Here is a 17995-nt window from a genome sequence, read left to right as displayed (position 1 = left end):
GTACTACCTGGTGTCACTCCGCGGCAGCGGCGGCCGCGACCGGGACCTGGGTGAGGATGGTGCGCTTGGGGTTGGCAGTCTGGGTGGGGAGTTCGACGCGGTGCTCCGGCTGTTCCGGCGTCTGCAGTTCGTCGGCGTCGTCCAGGTGCGCCAGCGTCGTGCGTCGCGGGTTGGCGATCTTGTGGAACATCGTCGTCGTCTTCACTGTTTACTTGACCCTGTTCTGTGACGGGCGCCGGAGGGCGCGGAGGGCCCTCGCATCGGCGCGGGTTGTCGGTTCTGCCATCTCTGTAAAGCGTCAGGCTAAACACGGGATTCCCGGCGCAATCGTGGGGATCTCATGATCAGCATGTGAGTTTTCTCACGAATCAGGGGGCAATTCGGTCAATCCGGGCTTGCCCTTCGCTGCAGCGAAACGGACATTGACCCCCTGAAGCGCCCATTCCGCTGCTGATCATGGCGACTGGGACACCTGTCCCACCTCGGCGACTCGCGGGCATACGTCCGAAATGGACGAACTCACCTTCCACATCCGGTGATTCGGCACTCACGTGGTGTCACCTATGTCACGGCCTGGCCTACGAGCCTTGTTGGAGATCCTGTGCTGTGCTGGAATGCCACGGACCGCCGCAGGATCGAGCCGGCGCACAGGGGGCGCACAGACGCGCCGAGTGGCGGCCAGAAGGGGGAGCCAGCGCCGGTCACTCAAGACCACCACGGGGGCGTACTCAGGGCGTCCCCAGAACGCCGACACCGTGCCCCGCCGTTTAAACGATGGGGCGCCTGGTCCAGAGGTTGCGACGCTAGTGCAGGGACGTTTCAAGAGGGATGGCAGCGCTTCGGCGGAGCCGGAGCCGCACGGCGGGACCGACCGAGGTCCCTCGGCCCAGCACGCCCAGAACCAGGGCCCGGCGGGTGACGGCGGGGAGCGCCCCGGGCGCCCCGGCGCGTCGGCCCCCACGGGGTCCGCGAGCCCGGCTCCGGCCCTGAAGCCGCCGGCGGGTCCGGCAGGCCCCGGCCCGCGAATAGCCCTGCGCAACTGGCGCATCTCGACCCGTCTGGTCTCGCTGCTCGCCCTCCCGGTGGTCGCGGCCACCTCGCTGGGCGCGCTGCGTATCAACCAGTCCATGGACGACATCCAGCAGCTCGACAACATGAAGCTGCTGACGGACATGACCAAGCAGGCCACCGAGCTGTCCGCCGCCCTCCAGGAGGAGCGCGACCAGTCGGCCGGCCCGCTGGCGCACGGCGGCAAGGCGACCGACTTCACGGTCCGGGGTCTGCGCGAGAAGACCGACCGGGCGAGGAAGAACTTCCTCGACAGCTCCGAGCAGATCGACAGCGCCAGCAAGGACGGCAACCTCAAGGGCGTCCGCGAGTACCTCATCCAGCTCGCCGGCGAGCTGGGCGACCTGGAGCAGATCCGCAAGGGCGCCTACGCCTCCGACGGCAACTCCACGCAGACGATCGAGGCGTACCACCGCCTGATCGAGAACCTGATCGACCTCTCCCAGGACATGGCCGAGGCGACCAGCAACCCGGACATGATCCAGCGCACCCGGGCCCTGGCCGCGTTCAGCTCCGCCAAGGAGTACTCCTCGATCCAGCGCGCGGCCCTCGCGGCGGCGCTGCCCGCGAGCAACACCACGACCGGCAAGCTCTCGCCGAACGACCGGCTCTACGCCGAGTCGGCCCTGGAGAGCCAGAAGTCCGAGATCCGCAGCTTCAAGAGCATCTACGGCGAGGACTCCGCCGCCGAGCTGCTCAAGCCCATCGAGGACGGCGGCAACTCCACGATCAAGGCCACCGACACCTACGCGGGTCGGGCCCTGGTCTCCGCGAGCGGACTCGCGCAGCAGGACAAGCGGTCCTACCGCGACTGGCTGGACGACAGCTCCACCAAGATCCAGCAGATGAAGAACATCGAGCACACGCTGCTCGAGGAGATGGAACAGAAGGCCCGTGAGCTGCGCAGCGCCACCGAGCGCGACGCGATCATCTCCGGTGCGCTGATCCTCATCGTGCTCGGTGTGTCGCTGGTCGGCGCCTTCGTCGTGGCCCGCTCCATGATCCGCTCGCTGCGCCGGCTGGAGGAGACCGCGACCAAGGTCGCCTCCGACCGGCTGCCCGAGCTGGTCAAGCAGCTGTCCGAGTCCGACCCGCAGGACGTCGACACGTCCGTGGAGTCGGTCGGTGTGCACTCCCGGGACGAGATCGGCCGGGTGGCCGCGGCCTTCGACGACGTGCACCGCGAGGCGGTCCGCCTCGCCGCCGAGCAGGCCCTGCTGCGGGGCAACGTCAACGCGATGTTCACCAACCTCTCGCGCCGCTCCCAGGGCCTCATCCAGCGTCAGCTCTCGCTCATCTCCGAACTGGAGTCCCGCGAGGCCGACCCGGACCAGCTGTCCTCGCTGTTCAAGCTCGACCACCTCGCCACGCGTATGCGCCGTAACGGTGAGAACCTGCTGGTTCTCGCGGGTGAGGAGCCCGGCCGTCGGTGGACCCGTCCGGTCCCGCTGGTCGACGTGCTCCGTGCCGCCGCGTCCGAGGTGGAGCAGTACGAGCGCATCGAGCTGGCCTCCGTTCCGACCACCGAGGTGGCCGGCCGGGTCGTCAACGACCTCGTGCACCTGCTCGCCGAGCTGCTGGAGAACGCCACCTCGTTCTCCTCCCCGCAGACCAAGGTCAAGGTCACCGGTCACGCCCTGCCCGACGGCCGGGTGCTGATCGAGATCCACGACACCGGTATCGGTCTGTCGCCGGAGGACCTCGCCGCGATCAACGAGCGGCTCGCCTCTCCCCCGACGGTGGACGTCTCCGTCTCCCGCCGCATGGGTCTGTTCGTGGTCGGCCGGCTGTCGCAGCGGCACGGCATCCGCATCCAGCTGCGCCCGTCCGACTCCGGTGGTACGACCGCGCTGGTCATGCTGCCCGTCGATGTCGCCCAGGGCGGCAAGAAGCCCCAGCCCAAGCAGCCCGGCCAGCCGCCGGTCGGCGGTGGCGGTCCGGCCGCCGCGCAGGCTGCCGCGGGTGCGGCCGCGGCCCGGCGGGCCGCCGGTGCCGGCCAGGCGGGCGGCGGCGCCCTCGCGGCCGGCGCGTCCGGTGGCTTCGGCGGCGGTGCGTCGTCCGGCGGTGGCCGGCTCGGTGCCGGCCAGGGTCCGCGGGCCGCGCTGCCCGGGCGGGACGCGGACGGTGGCCGTCCGGGCGGCGGGCGCGGCCCGCAGGGTCCCGACAAGTCCCCGTCGCTGTTCGAGCAGAGTGGTCCCCCCGCGCCGCCGCAGGGCCGTCCGGCTCCCGCCGGTGCCGGGTTCGGGCAGGCGCCCGGTGCCCCGCAGGGTCTGCAGGCCGCGGGGACGAACGGGCCGCAGGGCCAGGACGGCTACGGCGGTGGCCGGGGCTCGCAGCGCCCGGGCAACGCCGAGCAGGGCCAGGGCCGTCGGCCGCAGCTGCCGCCGCGCGGCGGTCCGCGGGCCGAGCTGCCCGGCAGCGGTGACGCGCAGCCCCGCGTGCCGAGCTGGAGCGACGAGAACGCCCAGCCGCCGGTGCCGCGTGCCTCCCTGGACACCCCGCGCGGGCACGAGGAGCCGGATGTCTCCCGGACCTCCGCGATGCCGCGGATCGACGACCGGCAGGGCCCGGGCTCGACGGCGGAGATCCCCGCCGTCCCGCGCGACGACGACCGGCAGGGCCCCGGCTCTCCGGCCGACTTCGGCGCGCGCGGCCCCCAGCACTCGGACCGGTTCGGCCTTCCCGGCGCGGACGACGCGCAGGGTCCGGGCCAGTTCGTCCGCCCGGACGTCTTCGGCGCCACGGGCGGCCGCCGCGACCCGTCGTCCACGACGGGCCAGTACCCCGCGCCGCAGTCCTACGACAACGGCTCCACGGGCCAGTACGACAACGGCTCGACCGGCCAGTACCCGGCTCCGCGGCAGGACAGCGGCTCGACCGGCCAGTACCCCGCGCCGCGCCAGGACAACGGCTCCGGCCGGCCCACCCTCCCCGGTCCGGCCACCCCGGCCGACCCGGCGGGCACAGGCCAGTTCGAGCGGCCGCAGGTCAACGGCGGCCGGGGCGGTGCCGACTTCGGCGCCCCGCGTCCGCCCGCCCCGCAGGCACGGCCCGCGCGGCAGGAGCCCGAGGCCCTGCCCCCGGCGACCGGTCCGGGCGACGGCCGTACGCCGCTGTACGACACCCTCGAGACCAACTGGTTCCACGGCCAGCAGGAGCAGCAGCAGCCGTCGCAGAGCAACGGTTCGGCTCCGGCCCCGCAGCAGCCGCAGGAAACCGGCGGTCCGCAGCGGCCGGCCTCCGCCGGCTGGCGCAGCTCGCCGAACGACGACCTCGTCCGCCAGGCCGAGCGCGTCCGCCAGCCCGCTGCCGGCGGGGTCACCACCTCCGGCCTGCCGCGCCGAGTGCCCCGGGCGAACCTCGTCCCGGGCACGGCTCAGCAGCAGCCCCAGCAGAGCGGTCCGCAGATCTCGCGTGCCCCCGATGACGTACGCGGTCGGCTGACCAATCTCCGCCGCGGTATTGCACAGGGTCGTCAGGCCGGGTCCACCCAGACCGGCAGCTTCCCTCGGCCCTCTCACCAGCAGGAGCGTTAGTTGAGTCCGATGAGCCAGGCGGCACAGAATCTCAACTGGTTGATCACCAACTTCGTGGACAACACCCCAGGGGTGTCCCACACCGTCGTCGTGTCCGCCGACGGCCTCCTCCTGGCGATGTCGGAGGGCTTCCCGCGCGACCGCGCGGACCAGCTCGCGGCCGTCGCCTCCGGTCTGACGTCCCTGACGGCAGGCGCCTCCCGGATCTTCGAGGGCGGCGACGTGGCACAGACGGTCGTGGAGATGGAGCGGGGATTCGTCTTCCTCATGTCCGTCTCGGACGGCTCGTCGCTCGCCGTCCTCGCTCACCCCGAATGCGACATCGGCCTCGTCGGCTACGAGATGGCGCTCCTGGTCGACCGCGCGGGCGCGGTGCTCACCCCCGACCTGCGAGCTGAGCTCCAAGGCAGTCTGCTCCATTGATCGGCCCCGGCACCACCCGTCTCACCACATCACCGTCCGGCTGCCACACACCCCACACAGGCCTCGTCAGACGGCTCGACTGACCGACTTGTTGTCCCGCCCGGAGGACCCATGACCCCGCCCCCCGCCTCTCATGATCCGTACGCGGAGCCGTACGAGGACGAGGGCGACCAGCCGCTGGTCCGGCCGTACGCCATGACCGGCGGCCGGACCCGGCCGCGTTATCAGCTGGCCATCGAGGCACTGATCAGCACGACCGCTGATCCCGCGGCGCTCATGGGGCTGCTCCCGGAGCACCAGCGGATCTGCCACCTGTGCCGTGAGGTGAAGTCGGTCGCCGAGGTCTCGGCGCTGCTCAACATGCCGCTCGGTGTGGCCCGGATCCTGGTCGCGGACCTGGCGGAGGCCGGTCTCGTCGCGATCCACCAGCCGGGCGGCGACGAGGCCACCGGCGCACCGGACGTGACACTGCTCGAAAGGGTGCTCAGTGGACTTCGCAAGCTCTGACGCGGGTCGTTCCACCACCTCCGCGAAGATCGTGGTGGCGGGCGGCTTCGGCGTGGGCAAGACCACGTTCGTCGGCGCCGTCTCGGAGATCAACCCGCTGCGCACCGAGGCCGTGATGACCTCCGCCAGCGCGGGCATCGACGACCTCACGCACACCGGGGACAAGACCACCACCACGGTGGCCATGGACTTCGGCCGTATCACCCTGGACCAGGACCTGATCCTGTACCTGTTCGGTACGCCGGGCCAGGACCGCTTCTGGTTCATGTGGGACGACCTGGTGCGCGGCGCGATCGGTGCCGTCGTGCTGGTGGACACCCGCCGCCTCGCCGACTGCTTCCCCGCCGTCGACTACTTCGAGAACAGTGGTCTGCCCTTCGTCATCGCCCTCAACGGCTTCGACGGCCAGCAGCCCTACACCCCCGATGAGGTGCGGGAAGCTCTCCAGATCGGCCCCGACACCCCCATCATCACGACGGACGCCCGGCACCGGGCCGACGCGAAGAGTGCGCTGATCACGCTGGTCGAGCACGCTCTGATGGCACGGCTGAGGTAGCACCCAATTCAGAAGCGCCATACGGCAGTTGTCGTAGATGTACCGGAGCCGACTGTGTCCTTTGACACGGTCGGCCACGGTGTTCATAACGTTTCGGCAGAGGAATCAGGTGGTACGGCCACGCGTCGCGCACATCCGGTCTCGCTGCGCGCACAATCGCCCCGCCTTTTGGCGGGGCTCGCTCTTTATGACCGTTTTATCTGGGGCTTACATCCCTCGGAATCCCCACCCCGGACTGTTTGGAAGAGCGCAGGTCGTCGTGCTGGAATGCCTGAACTGCCCAATAGTCAATGGCGTACACGTCAGTCGATGGCGTACCGGGCTCTGAGAAACTGCGGCACAACGTTGGTGCCGACCGCCGAGAGGTTGTTGGTCGAGTGAGGCGAAGCAAGAACAGTCCCGAGCCGTCGGCCCGGGGCAACTTCACCCCGCCGCCGCGCACAGCGGCGCCCGCCCCCGTGCCCGGTTCGGAGCCGACGGCCGCGCCCGCCCAGAGCGGTGGCCGTCTCTCCCCGCGCAACTGGCGCGTGGCGACCAGGCTCAACGCGATCCTGCTCATACCCGTGCTGGTCGGCCTCGTCATGGGCGGCATCCAGGTGAAGAGCTCCATCGACACCTGGCAGGAGGCCGAGGACGCGGAGAACACCGCGCGTCTGGTGCGGGCCTCCCTGCTGTACGCCAATGCCCTGTACATCGAGCGCGACACCTCCGCGGCGCCCCTGCTGAAGGGCAGCGCCCAGACCGCCCGGGACAAGGCGACCGTCGCCCAGGTCCGCAAGGCCACCGACGAGGCGGCCGACGCCTTCGACGCCGCGGCCCAGAGCATGCCGGCCAAGCCCGGCCTGGAGCGCCGTCTGGACCTGTTCCGCAAGGCGGAGCCCAAGCTGCAGACCCTGCGCCAGGTCGCGTACTCCTCCAAGCTCAAGGGCGTACAGACGGAGGAGGGCTACGTCGAGATCGCCCACCCGCTGACGGAGTTCGCCAACGAGCTGGGCCTCGGCACCGGCAACATCACCAGCTACGGCCGGACCGTCTACGCCATCGAGCTCACCAAGGCGGCCCTGTCGCTGCAGCGCTCCATCGGCATGCACATCCTGACGAAGCCGGGCCCGGACGAGGGCAACCTCGCCAGCCAGCGCATCGCCCTGTCCTCGTACGCCTACCTCGAGCGCATCGCCATGCAGGAGTACATCGGCGGCGGTACCGAGGAGGACGCGGCCAAGCTCAAGGCCGCTGAGGCGAAGATGAGGACCGACGGTGCCGCGATGGCCCGGGAGGCCAAGGCCAAGAACCCGGACTACGTCGCCCCGCCGTCCAAGCCGGAGACGATGGTCTCGGCCGTCGCGACGCTCCAGACCACGGATCCGAGCGCCCGCGCCGCCCTCGCCGAGCAGGGCGTCACCGCCGAGAACTGGTGGGCGGTCAACACGCTCCGGTTCAACGCGTACGAGAAGATCGAGACGGACATGGCCGACAAGGCCGTGAGCGAGGCCTCCGACATCGCGGACGGCGCCCAGCGCGACGCCTACATCACCGGTGCCGCCGTCGTGGTCGCCCTGCTCCTGGCCTTCATCCTGGCCGGCGCGGTGGCCCGCCAGATGAGCCGCTCGATGCGCCAGCTGCGCAACGCCGCCTTCGGCATCGCCGAGCAGCGCCTGCCGATGCTCGTCGACCAGCTCTCGCGCACCGACCCCGGACGCGTCGACACCCGCGTGCAGGCCATCCCGATCACCACCACGGACGAGATCGGCGAGGTCGCCCGCGCCTTCGACCAGGTCCACCGCGAGGCCGTCCGGCTCGCCGCCGAGCAGGCCCTGCTGCGGGGCAACATCAACGCGATCTTCACCAACCTGTCGCGCCGCAACCAGTCGCTGATCGAGGGCCAGCTGACCCTGATCACCGACCTGGAGAACAACGAGGCCGACCCGGACCAGCTGGAGAACCTCTTCAAGCTGGACCACCTCGCGACCCGTATGCGCCGCAACGGCGAGAACCTCCTGGTCCTCGCCGGCGAGGAGCCCGGCCGCCGCTGGGACCAGCCGGTCCCGCTGGTCGACGTGCTGCGCGCCGCCTCCTCCGAGGTGGAGCAGTACGAGCGCATCGAGCTGTCCGGCGTCCCGGAGGCCGAGATCCACGGCCGGGCCGTGACCGACCTCGTGCACCTGCTCGCCGAGCTGCTGGAGAACGCGACCACGTTCTCCTCCCCGCAGACCAAGGTCCGTGTCACCGCGACCCGTCTCCCCGACGGCCGCGTGATGGTCGAGATCCACGACAAGGGCATCGGCCTGACCGCCGAGGACTTCGCGGACATCAACCACAAGCTGGCCAACCCGCCGACCGTGGACGCCGCGATCTCGCAGCGCATGGGCCTGTTCGTGGTCGGCCGGCTGTCCGACCGGCACGGCATCCGCGTCCAGCTGCGCCCCTCCGGCGAGCAGGCCGGCACCACCTCGCTGGTCATGCTGCCCGACGCGATCACCCACGGTGGCGGCGGCGAGCAGCACGTGGACCGCGATGAGTTCACCGTCTCGCAGATCATCCCGGAGCAGAACTTCGGCGGCGGCGAGAACTTCAACCAGCCGCCCATGCGCACGGCGGCGGAGCTCGGCTTCGACGACAGCCGCTACTCCGACGTCCCCGACGACATACGCGAGCTGGACCCCGTCGGCCGCTCCCTGATGCGCGAGGAGCGCCGGGCGGCCCTCGAGGCCCAGTCGCACGAACAGCCCGCCCTGCCCGGCCGGAACGGCCAGAACGCCCAGGAGCAGGCCGAGACGTCCGGATACGCCGAGGAGTTCCACGGGCGGCAGGGCTACGACAGCGGCCAGGGCTACGACTCCGGCCAGGGCTACGACACGGGCCGGACCGGTTACCCGGAGCAGCCCGCCGCGTACGACCGTCAGGCACCGTACGAGGAGCAGCAGCGGGCGCCGTACGAAGAGCAGCGGCAGTCGGCGTACGAGGAGCCGCAGCGGGCCGCGTACGACGAGCAGTACTACGCGCCGAACGGCGGTGTGCCGCAGAACGACACCTTCTCGCAGAACGGCGGCTACCCGGACCCCTCCTCCTATGCGGAGCCGGCCCAGGAGGAGCACTCGGGTCCGGACGCGGGCGGGCCCGGTGGCTTCGCCGCCTTCGAGCAGCGGCGTTACCAGGACGACTGGCCGCAGCAGGACGGTTACCAGAACGGCTACCCGAGCCAGTACCCTTCTCAGGCCCAGGAAACGGAATCTGCGCAGGCCGCTGACGCGAGTGAGCAGGACCGCGTAGGCTTCGACCGTCCGGGACCGGCCCACTCCGCCGCACCCTCGCTGACCGACGCCGGGCTTCCCCGCCGCGGGTCCGCCGCGAGCGGTGCGAACGGTGCGGGCGGCGCCCGGCACGCGAGCCAGGAGCCCCCGGCCTCCACCCCGGAGAGCAACGGCGACAGCGACTGGCGCTCGGCGAACGACGAGCGGTGGCAGCAGGCCTCGCAGCTCCGGAAGCCGAAGGCGGGCGGGGTCACCTCCTCCGGCCTGCCGAGGCGGGTGCCCAAGGCCAACCTGATCGAGGGTTCCGCCGAGAGCACTCCCCAGGGAGGCCCACAGGTCTCCCGCGCCCCGGAGGACGTCCGGGGCAGGCTGAGCAACCTGCGCCGCGGCGTACAGCGCGGACGCAACGCAGGCAGTGAAACGAACGGCCAGGGCTTCGGTCCTGACAGCACCTACAACCAGGAGCGTTAGTGTGAGCCCGATGAGCCAGGCGGCACAGAACCTGAACTGGTTGATCACCAACTTCGTGGACAACACCCCGGGGGTGTCCCACACGGTGGTGGTCTCCGCCGACGGACTCCTTCTGGCGATGTCCGAAGGCTTCCCCCGCGACCGTGCCGACCAGCTCGCGGCCGTCGCCTCCGGTCTGACATCTCTGACGGCAGGCGCCTCCCGGATCTTCGAGGGCGGAAGCGTCAATCAGACGGTTGTGGAGATGGAGCGGGGATTCCTCTTCATCATGTCCATCTCCGACGGCTCGTCGCTCGCGGTTCTCGCACATCCGGAGGCGGACATCGGCCTCATCGGATACGAGATGGCACTGCTCGTGGACCGAGCCGGTACGGTCCTGACACCGGACCTTCGCGCGGAGCTCCAGGGGAGCCTGCTCAACTAACAGACGGACGGTGCGTTTTGGCGCCCCGGGGCCGTAAGGTTTCGGGACGCGGCTCCACAGCGATGGGTGCCAGGCACAGTCGGAGGAGGAGAAAGTGGCAACACCCCCAGGCGGTTCGTCTTCGGGCAACTGGTCGTACGGCCCTGCCCAGGGCCAGGGCGACGGTGGACAGAACCCGAACCGTTACAACTTCCCCTCCGCACCGAGCCACCGGCAGCCGTACGCGCCACAGGGCCCCGGCCCGTCGCCGTACGACCAGCCGCCGGCCCCGCGCATCCAGCCCGTGCAGCCGCAGCGCCGCACCCCGGAGCCGGCGCCCGGTGGGGCGTCGAACAACCACAACCCGCTGGTGCGTCCGTACGCCATGACCGGTGGCCGGACCCGCCCGCGTTACCAGCTCGCCATCGAGGCGCTGGTGCACACCACTGCGCAGCCGCACCAGATGCAGGGCCAGTTGCCCGAGCATCAGCGGATCTGCAACCTCTGCCGGGAAATCAAGTCGGTCGCCGAGATCTCGGCGCTCCTCACGATCCCTCTCGGCGTGGCCAGGATCCTCGTCGCCGACTTGGCGGAGGCGGGACTGGTCGCCATCCATCAGCCCGGCGGCGACGAGAACGCCGGCGGCCAGCCAGACGTGACACTGCTCGAAAGGGTGCTCAGTGGACTTCGCAAGCTCTAGCGGCGGTCCTTCCCGCTCCACCACCTCGGCGAAGATCGTGGTGGCGGGTGGCTTCGGCGTGGGCAAGACCACGTTCGTCGGGGCCGTCTCGGAGATCAACCCGCTGCGTACCGAGGCCGTCATGACGTCAGCTTCGGCCGGCATCGACGACCTCACCCACACCGGGGACAAGACCACCACGACGGTCGCCATGGACTTCGGCCGTATCACCCTGGACCAGGACCTGATCCTGTACCTCTTCGGTACGCCGGGCCAGGACCGCTTCTGGTTCATGTGGGACGACCTCGTGCGCGGCGCCATCGGCGCGATCGTGCTGGTGGACACCCGCCGTCTCGCCGACTGCTTCCCGGCCGTCGACTACTTCGAGAACAGCGGCCTGCCGTTCGTCATCGCGCTGAACGGCTTCGACGGCCAGCAGCCGTACACCCCCGACGAGGTCCGGGAAGCCCTCCAGATCGGCCCCGACACCCCGATCATCACGACCGACGCCCGCCACCGGGCGGACGCGAAGTCGGCGCTGATCACGCTGGTCGAGCACGCGCTGATGGCCCGGCTGCGTTAGTTCTCTTGCTGTGGGACAGCCCCTGGCGGCCTCTGGGCTGCCGGGGGCTGTCGTATGCCGGGTGCGGGTCGTATGTGGCTTGTCGCGCAGTTCCCCGCGCCCCCAAAAAAGAAGGCCCCTCCATGAGGGGCCTTCTTTCTGGTTCTGGGGTCAGCGCCAGCTGTGCGGGGCGCGGAAGCCCGGCTCGCGTTCCAGGCGGCGCCAGCCCGCCTTCACGCGGCCGCGGTGCGTCGGGGTCGGGTCCGTGGGGCGGGCGGCGGCGCGGGCCAGGAGGATCGCCGTGATGGCGGCGACCTCCTCGGGCTCGGCGTGGCCCTTCTCGACGCGGATGTCAGGGATGTCCATGGGTCTCAGTCTCCAGGAGAGAGATGTCCGCGAGGTTACTGCGGAGGGTTGCCGTGCTTGCGGGAGGGCAGGTCGGCGTGCTTGGTCTGGAGCATCGCGAGGGACTTGATGAGCACCTCGCGGGTTTCCGCGGGGTCGATGACGTCGTCGACCAGGCCGCGCTCGGCCGCGTAGTAGGGGTGCATCAGCTCGGACTTGTACTCCTTGACCATGCGGGCCCGCATGGCCTCGGGGTCCTCGGCGTCGGCGATCTGGCGGCGGAAGATGACGTTGGCCGCGCCCTCCGCGCCCATGACGGCGATCTCGTTGGTCGGCCAGGCGTAGGTGAGGTCGGCACCGATGGACTGGCTGTCCATGACGATGTACGCACCTCCGTAGGCCTTGCGCAGGATCAGCGAGATCCTCGGCACGGTCGCGTTGCAGTACGCGTAGAGGAGCTTCGCGCCGTGGCGGATGATGCCACCGTGCTCCTGGTCGACGCCCGGGAGGAAGCCGGGGACGTCCAGAAGAGTGACGATCGGGATGTTGAAGGCATCACACATCTGGACGAAGCGGGCCGCCTTCTCGGAGGCCTCGATGTCCAGGACACCGGCGAGCACCTGCGGCTGGTTGGCGATGATGCCGACGACCTGGCCGTCCATCCGGCCCAGCGCGCAGATGATGTTGCGGGCCCAGCGCTCGTGGACCTCCAGGTAGTCGCCGTCGTCGACGATCTCCTCGATGACCTTGGCCATGTCGTACGGCCGGTTGCCGTCCGCCGGGACGAGGTCGAGGAGGACGTCCGAGCGGCGGTCGACCGGGTCGGAGGCCTCCGCGCGGGGCGGGTTCTCGCGGTTGTTCTGCGGCAGGAGGGTGAGGAGGTAGCGGACCTCGGCGATGCAGGTCTCCTCGTCGTCGTACGCGAAGTGGCACACACCGCTCGTCTCGGCGTGCACGTCCGCGCCGCCCAGGCCGTTCTGCGTGATCTCCTCGCCGGTGACGGCCTTGACGACGTCCGGGCCGGTGATGAACATCTGCGAGGTGTCGCGGACCATGAACACGAAGTCCGTCAGGGCCGGGCTGTAGGCCGCGCCGCCCGCGCACGGGCCGAGCATGACGCTGATCTGCGGGATGACGCCCGACGCCTTGGTGTTGCGCTGGAAGATGCCGCCGTAGCCGGCGAGCGCCGAGACGCCCTCCTGGATACGGGCGCCGGCGCCGTCGTTCAGGGAGACCAGAGGCGCACCGGCCGCGATGGCCATGTCCATGATCTTGTGGATCTTCGTGGCGTGGGCCTCGCCCAGCGCGCCGCCGAAGATGCGGAAGTCGTGGGCGTAGACGAAGACCGTCCGGCCTTCCACCGTGCCCCAGCCGGTGATCACACCGTCGGTGTACGGCTTCTTGGCCTCCAGGCCGAAGCCGGTCGCCCGGTGCCGGCGCAGCTGCTCGACCTCGCGGAAGGACTCCGGGTCGAGGAGAAGTTCGATGCGCTCGCGCGCGGTCAGCTTGCCCTTGGCGTGCTGTGCCTCGGTCGCCTTCTCGCTCGGTCCGGCCACCGCCTGCGCACGGATCTCGTGCAGTTCGGCCACGCGTCCACGCGCGTCGGTCGGCTCACCCGGCGCCTCATCCAAAACGGTCATGTAGCGACCTTACGAAGCCAACCAAGGATTGCGGGCCGTCGACTCCTCACAGTCTCCGGCGTGTTTTCCTGGTACCCCTGAACAGAACCATGGCGGAGTGCAGCCCTTCTGACTGCTCAGGGGGCGTGCGGCTTGTGGGGGTCTGACAAAGCCGTCAGCCGAGGGTCACCTCACAGAAGTGGGTGGCGCATGCCTCCCCGGGGGTGACGCGCACGCGCAGCCGGCGGCCTGTGGAGAGCACGTCGACCGTCTCGTCCGCGCGGGTGACCCGGCGGACCGGGCGGTTCCAGGTGATCTCCAGTGGTTCGCCCGTACGGGGTGGTTCGCTCAGGCAGAGAGTAGCGGTACGGCCCCGGCGGACGGTCAGCACGCTCGCGCCGGCGGAGGCGGTGAGCGGGCCCGCCGTGCCGGCCTGCCAGAAGTTCGCGGCCGTGAGGCCGAGGGAGGGCACACTGACCGCCTGGCGGCCGGCGTCGTTGGCGAGGATCGACAGCCAGTGGCGGTCGGCGGCGCGGCGCGCGACCGCGCGGCGGGACGCGCCGGGCATGAGGACGTAGGCGTACGTGGCGTCCTTCGGGTCGGTGCCGTGGTCGATCCGGAGGGTCTGCCAGCGGCGGGTGCGCCGCTGTGGCGTGCCGCCGGTGTTGATGTCGGACCAGGCGCCGGTGCGGTCCTCGCGCAGCGCCTGCGGCTCACCGTCGAGCAGGACCCAGCCGCCGTGGCCCTCCAAATGGGCCCAGCCCGGGCCCCGTACGAAGGTCTGGGTGCCGGACTCACCGAGGTTGCGGTTGTCGACGATCGTCTCCACCGGCACGCCGTCGGCGCAGCTGATCCCGGCGCCCAGGCAGATCACCGCGTCCGCGACGCAGAACCAGGACTTGCGGGCCTGGAGGGTGGAGCCGAGGCCCTTGAGGTGCTGGCCGAGCGCGGCGTACTCGCCGTCGGTGGTGCCGCCGACCCAGCGCGCGTCCGGGCGGGCCGTGCCCCACTCGCCGCCTTCCCGGTCGGCGAGGCGCTTGGTGGAGACGGTGGTGCCGGGCAGGCGGTACCAGTCCACGGTGGGCCAGAACCAGTCCGTGTACTGGTCGCCGGCGCCGGCCCACCAGGAGACCATCCCGGCACCCGTGTGCCAGCCGCGCGGGTTCTCGCCGTTGCCGCACTCGTAGTGGGCGATGCGGTCGCTGGCCATGGCGATGTTCACGGTGAAGCCGGGGCGGCGGTGGACGGCGCGGTCCATGGCGGCGAAGAGGCGGTGGCCGGTGGGCTCGGGGGCGGCCGGGAGGGGCGAGGCCGCGATCGCGTGCAGCCGGGCCAGGTCGGCGACGCCGAACTGGCGTGCCGTCAGGATCGGGGCGACCGTGTCCCGTTCGATCCAGCCCTTGATACGGGCGTGCCAGCGGTCGCGTTCCGCGGGGCTCGCGCCGGCCGCGAGGAGCGCGATGGCCGCGATGAGCTGCCGGCCGTGGAAGTGGTCGCTGCGCATGACCTTGCGGTCGTCGGCGGTGAGGAGACCGCGGCTGATGGCCCGGCCGTTGACGCTGTCCATGACGAGCCCGTCGTGGATGAGCGGTGCGTAGGCGTGCTCGACGCTGTCCAGGACGATCTGCCGGTTCGGGTCGGTGACCTCCCAGTCGGATCCGGCGAGCAGGGCGAAGAGGCGGCCCAGGCCGTCGAGCATGACCTGGCCGTACGTGCCCGAGTAGGCGACCCAGGTGTGCTGGACGAAGGAGCCGTCGGCGTAGAGGCCGTCGCCCCGGGTGACGTACGGGAAGACCGGGGAGAGCGCGTCGCGGGCGAGGGCGATCCTGTCCGGGGCGCGGCCGAGGATGCCGCGCAGGGCGACGGAGCGGCACAGGTCGACCCGGTTGGCGCCGGTGGACGTGCCGGTGTAGTCGCCGAGGGCCGAGTCGGGCACGAAGTGGTCGACGGCGGCGCAGGCGGCCTGGATCCGGGCGCCGAGCCGGTCGTACAGGGCCGCCGTGATGTCCATGAGCAGGCGGGGGCTGCCGATCTGCCATTCCCACCAGTTGCCGTAGCGGGTGGTGGCGGGGTTGTAGACGGTGGCGGACAGGTGGTCGAGGCCGCGCAGGATGCCGGCGAGCAGGTCCGGGTCGGCGGTCGAGCCGGTGCCCTGCTGGACCCAGGCCTGGGTCATGGTCCACAGGCGGCTGTAGCTCATGGTGATGCCGGCGGGCGGGTCGAAGGGGTGGCCGGGCCAGAGGGAGTCCGCCGCCGGGGCCATGGCCGAGTGCAGGGAGCGGGCGAGTTCGCCGGTCTCGGCGAGGCGGGAGGCGTACGGCTGCGCGGCCGGGTCGTAGCCGGCGCCGAGGGAGATGCCGAGCCAGCGCCGGCGGAGGGTGTCGTACGGGTCGGCGTCCTGCGCGTCGGTGCCCCGGGGCGTGGGCCTCGCGCCGCCGGTGGCCGCCAGGGCCGCGGCCGCGAGCAGCAGGGCGCGGCGGCCGGGGCCGGGCAGAGCGGCGGCCTCGGCCGTACGGCGGGAGAAGACGCGACGCTGGGGAGTCATGCCCATGCCCTACCACGCGAAGACGGTCACCTGAACGGAGGATCCGGCCGGAGTAGCCGGAACGGCGCAACGTGCCCCGGGGTAAGGCCGGGGCGGCCGAGGCGGGGAGCAGGATACCGGGACGCGGCCGGAGCAGCCCCAGCCGCAGAGCAGCACAAGGCGGGACACGGCCGGAGCAGCCCCAGCCACCGAGCAGCACAAACCGGGACGCCGCCGGAGCTGAGCCGCCGGATCAGCCGGGGCGGTCCGGCAGGGCATCGGGTGGTACGGCCGGGTCAGCCCCAGCGGTTCAGCAGGCGGCCGGACATCCTCGGGGCCAGGGCGCGGAGGCGGTCCGGGAGGGCCAGCCAGGCGGGGACGTAGACCTGGTCGCGGTCCTCGCGTACGGCCTCCCAGACGGCTGCGGCCACGCGGCCGGGCGGGATCTGCCGGGAGCGGGAGCGGTCGTAGGGTCTGCCGCGGCGGGCGTGGAAGGGCGTGTCGACGGGGCCGGCCACCACGAGGGTCACGCCCACGCCCGTGCCGCGCAGTTCCCGGCGCAGCGCTTGGGAGAAGGCGGCCAGCGCGGCCTTGGCTGCGGAGTACACCGCTTCCTCCCGTACGCCCACGCAGCCCGCGGCCGAGCCGAGCAGCACCACCCGGCCCCGCCCGGCCGCGATCATCGAGGGCAGCACCTCACGCACGAGGTGCAGCGTGGCGTTGAGGTCCAGGGCCAGTACGCGGTCGATGTCGGTGTGCGGCATGGCGGCGAACGGGCCCGCCCAGCCGATGCCCGCCCCGGCGACGAGGACGTCGACCCGGCCGGTCGTGTGCAGCGCGGACTGGGCCAGCAGGCGCGGGCCGTCCGGGGCGGCGAGGTCGGCGGGGAGCACGACGGCCGTGGTGCCGGACGCCGTCTGCTCCAGGCGGCGCCGGTCGCGGCCGCTGAGGAGCAGGTGCCAGCCGTCCATGGCGAAGCGCCGCGCCGTGGCCGCCCCGATGCCGGAGGAGGCTCCGGTGACGAGGGCCACCCGCCGGTCCAGGCGCCGTGGCGGCCCGTGCTCGCGCCCCGGAGAGGGGGCGGTGGGACGGCGTGCGGCGGCGCCCGCCGGTGGGTCGTAGGCCGAGCCGGAGCCGGTGAGTGTCATCGGTCGGTCTCCCTGCGCAGTACGTCCGCCGTGGTCTCGGCTGCCCCCGTGCCGGTCCCATGAAGTGGAACCTTGCCTTCCGGGCCCTGCGCCCAGGATGCGACAGGGCCACCCCTGCGTGCCGCCCGGTGCCGCCATGCGGCGGTATCGGCACCACGGCGCGACACACCCGCCAATAATGTTGAACATTGAACGGGAATAGGTCTACGGTGGGTCACGTTACATAGTTCAACGTTCAATATTCGCACAGAACGCAGGAGGCGTACCCCATGAGCATCTTCAGCCGCAAGGACACCGAGACCGCCACGACCGACGCCGTGCGCCCGGAGCTGGCCGCCCTGACCGGCGACTACACGATCGACCCCGCGCACTCGACGATCGGCTTCGTCGCCCGGCACGCCATGGTCACCAACGTCAAGGGCAGCTTCCAGGACTTCACGGGCACGCTCCACCTCGACGGCACCGACCCCTCGCGGTCCACGGCCTCCCTGGACGTCGTGATGGACAGCATCGAGACGGGCAACGCCGACCGCGACGGCCACCTGAAGAGCTCGGACTTCTTCAAGGCGGACGAGTTCCCGGCCATGACGTTCCGCTCCACCAAGGCGGAGGCCCTCGGCGGTGACGACTACCGCATCACCGGCGACCTGACGATCCTCGGCACGACCCGCCCCCTCACCATCGACCTCGAGTTCAACGGCGCCGCGAAGGACCCCTTCGGCAACGAGCGCGTCGGCTTCGAGGGCAAGGCGGAGATCCTGCGCTCCGAGTGGGGCCTGACCTGGAACGCCGCCCTGGAGACCGGCGGTGTCCTCGTCTCCGACAAGATCAAGCTCAACTTCGACATCTCGGCGATCAGGAACGCGTGAGCCCCGTTCGGCCGGCCCGGTGACCTACCACCGG

14 protein-coding genes are annotated in these 17995 nt (G+C 71.2%); 9 read left to right on the top strand and 5 right to left on the bottom strand.

Going from position 1 to position 17995, the window contains the following annotated elements; all coding sequences use genetic code 11:
- Positions 1–13: 13 nt before the first annotated feature.
- Positions 14–205 carry a hypothetical protein gene (locus tag QF034_RS28975; RefSeq protein ID WP_167409544.1) on the bottom strand — a complete coding sequence of 64 codons (192 nt, stop codon included), beginning with the start codon at positions 203–205 and terminating at the stop codon, positions 14–16.
- Positions 206–806: 601 nt separating this feature from the next.
- On the opposite strand from QF034_RS28975, the gene QF034_RS28970 reads away from it, so the two are divergent.
- The 8 genes from QF034_RS28970 (at position 807) to QF034_RS28935 (ending at position 11477) form a co-directional block, all read left to right on the top strand.
- Entirely contained in the window at positions 807–4604 is a 3798-nt protein-coding gene (locus QF034_RS28970; protein WP_307177672.1) for a nitrate- and nitrite sensing domain-containing protein, read from the top strand.
- 9 nt (positions 4605–4613) lie between these two features.
- On the top strand, positions 4614–5027 hold the full coding sequence (locus QF034_RS28965; RefSeq protein WP_020271453.1) for a roadblock/LC7 domain-containing protein: 414 nt from the start codon (positions 4614–4616) through the stop codon (positions 5025–5027).
- A 111-nt stretch (positions 5028–5138) separates the two neighbouring features.
- On the top strand, positions 5139–5534 hold the full coding sequence (locus QF034_RS28960; protein ID WP_010044602.1) for a DUF742 domain-containing protein: 396 nt from the start codon (positions 5139–5141) through the stop codon (positions 5532–5534).
- On the top strand, positions 5515–6090 hold the full coding sequence (locus QF034_RS28955; protein ID WP_020271455.1) for a GTP-binding protein: 576 nt from the start codon (positions 5515–5517) through the stop codon (positions 6088–6090). Before QF034_RS28960 ends, QF034_RS28955 begins: the two co-directional genes overlap by 20 nt.
- A gap of 377 nt (positions 6091–6467) precedes the next feature.
- Positions 6468–9812, top strand: a complete 3345-nt coding sequence (locus tag QF034_RS28950) for a sensor histidine kinase (RefSeq protein WP_307177671.1) — start codon at positions 6468–6470, stop codon at positions 9810–9812.
- Positions 9813–9822: 10 nt separating this feature from the next.
- Positions 9823–10236, top strand: a complete 414-nt coding sequence (locus QF034_RS28945) for a roadblock/LC7 domain-containing protein (protein WP_004983065.1) — start codon at positions 9823–9825, stop codon at positions 10234–10236.
- A 94-nt stretch (positions 10237–10330) separates the two neighbouring features.
- The gene (locus QF034_RS28940; protein ID WP_045297456.1) at positions 10331–10915 is read left to right on the top strand and encodes a DUF742 domain-containing protein; all 585 of its coding nucleotides are present in this window, start codon (positions 10331–10333) and stop codon (positions 10913–10915) included.
- Complete coding sequence (locus tag QF034_RS28935; RefSeq protein ID WP_014675207.1) at positions 10896–11477, top strand: GTP-binding protein; 582 nt, start codon at positions 10896–10898, stop codon at positions 11475–11477. Before QF034_RS28940 ends, QF034_RS28935 begins: the two co-directional genes overlap by 20 nt.
- Positions 11478–11627: 150 nt before the next feature.
- Here QF034_RS28935 and QF034_RS28930 read toward each other — a convergent pair whose 3' ends face one another.
- The 4 genes from QF034_RS28930 to QF034_RS28915 all read right to left on the bottom strand — a co-directional run bounded on the left by QF034_RS28930 (position 11628) and on the right by QF034_RS28915 (position 17092).
- Positions 11628–11822: an acyl-CoA carboxylase subunit epsilon gene (locus QF034_RS28930; protein ID WP_086560316.1), complete on the bottom strand. Its 195-nt coding sequence runs from the start codon at positions 11820–11822 to the stop codon at positions 11628–11630.
- Positions 11823–11857: 35 nt separating this feature from the next.
- Entirely contained in the window at positions 11858–13441 is a 1584-nt protein-coding gene (locus QF034_RS28925; RefSeq protein ID WP_307177670.1) for an acyl-CoA carboxylase subunit beta, read from the bottom strand.
- 154 nt (positions 13442–13595) lie between these two features.
- The gene (locus tag QF034_RS28920) at positions 13596–15965 is read right to left on the bottom strand and encodes a polysaccharide lyase 8 family protein (RefSeq protein ID WP_307177669.1); all 2370 of its coding nucleotides are present in this window, start codon (positions 15963–15965) and stop codon (positions 13596–13598) included.
- 275 nt (positions 15966–16240) lie between these two features.
- Positions 16241–17092: an SDR family NAD(P)-dependent oxidoreductase gene (locus QF034_RS28915; protein ID WP_307177668.1), complete on the bottom strand. Its 852-nt coding sequence runs from the start codon at positions 17090–17092 to the stop codon at positions 16241–16243.
- 269 nt (positions 17093–17361) lie between these two features.
- Between QF034_RS28915 and QF034_RS28910 the strand changes: the two genes are divergently transcribed.
- Positions 17362–17961: a YceI family protein gene (locus QF034_RS28910; RefSeq protein WP_307177667.1), complete on the top strand. Its 600-nt coding sequence runs from the start codon at positions 17362–17364 to the stop codon at positions 17959–17961.
- The last annotated feature ends 34 nt before the right edge of the window (positions 17962–17995 follow it).

This window comes from Streptomyces africanus (assembly GCF_030816955.1).
Lineage (GTDB): Bacteria > Actinomycetota > Actinomycetes > Streptomycetales > Streptomycetaceae > Streptomyces > Streptomyces africanus.
The sequence above is the reverse complement of the archived record's forward strand: the minus strand, read 5'-3'. Positions and strand labels throughout refer to the sequence as shown.

Excerpts from the sequence above, each read along its gene's own strand:
- QF034_RS28965 (WP_020271453.1), top strand. The coding sequence starts at position 4,614 with ATGAGCCAGGCGGCACAGAATCTCAACTGGTTGATCACCAACTTCGTG.
- QF034_RS28960 (WP_010044602.1), top strand. The coding sequence starts at position 5,139 with ATGACCCCGCCCCCCGCCTCTCATGATCCGTACGCGGAGCCGTACGAG.
- QF034_RS28945 (WP_004983065.1), top strand. The coding sequence starts at position 9,823 with ATGAGCCAGGCGGCACAGAACCTGAACTGGTTGATCACCAACTTCGTG.
- QF034_RS28930 (WP_086560316.1), bottom strand. The coding sequence starts at position 11,822 with ATGGACATCCCTGACATCCGCGTCGAGAAGGGCCACGCCGAGCCCGAG.
- QF034_RS28925 (WP_307177670.1), bottom strand. The coding sequence starts at position 13,441 with ATGACCGTTTTGGATGAGGCGCCGGGTGAGCCGACCGACGCGCGTGGA.
- QF034_RS28920 (WP_307177669.1), bottom strand. The coding sequence starts at position 15,965 with ATGACTCCCCAGCGTCGCGTCTTCTCCCGCCGTACGGCCGAGGCCGCC.
- QF034_RS28915 (WP_307177668.1), bottom strand. The coding sequence starts at position 17,092 with ATGACACTCACCGGCTCCGGCTCGGCCTACGACCCACCGGCGGGCGCC.
- QF034_RS28910 (WP_307177667.1), top strand. The coding sequence starts at position 17,362 with ATGAGCATCTTCAGCCGCAAGGACACCGAGACCGCCACGACCGACGCC.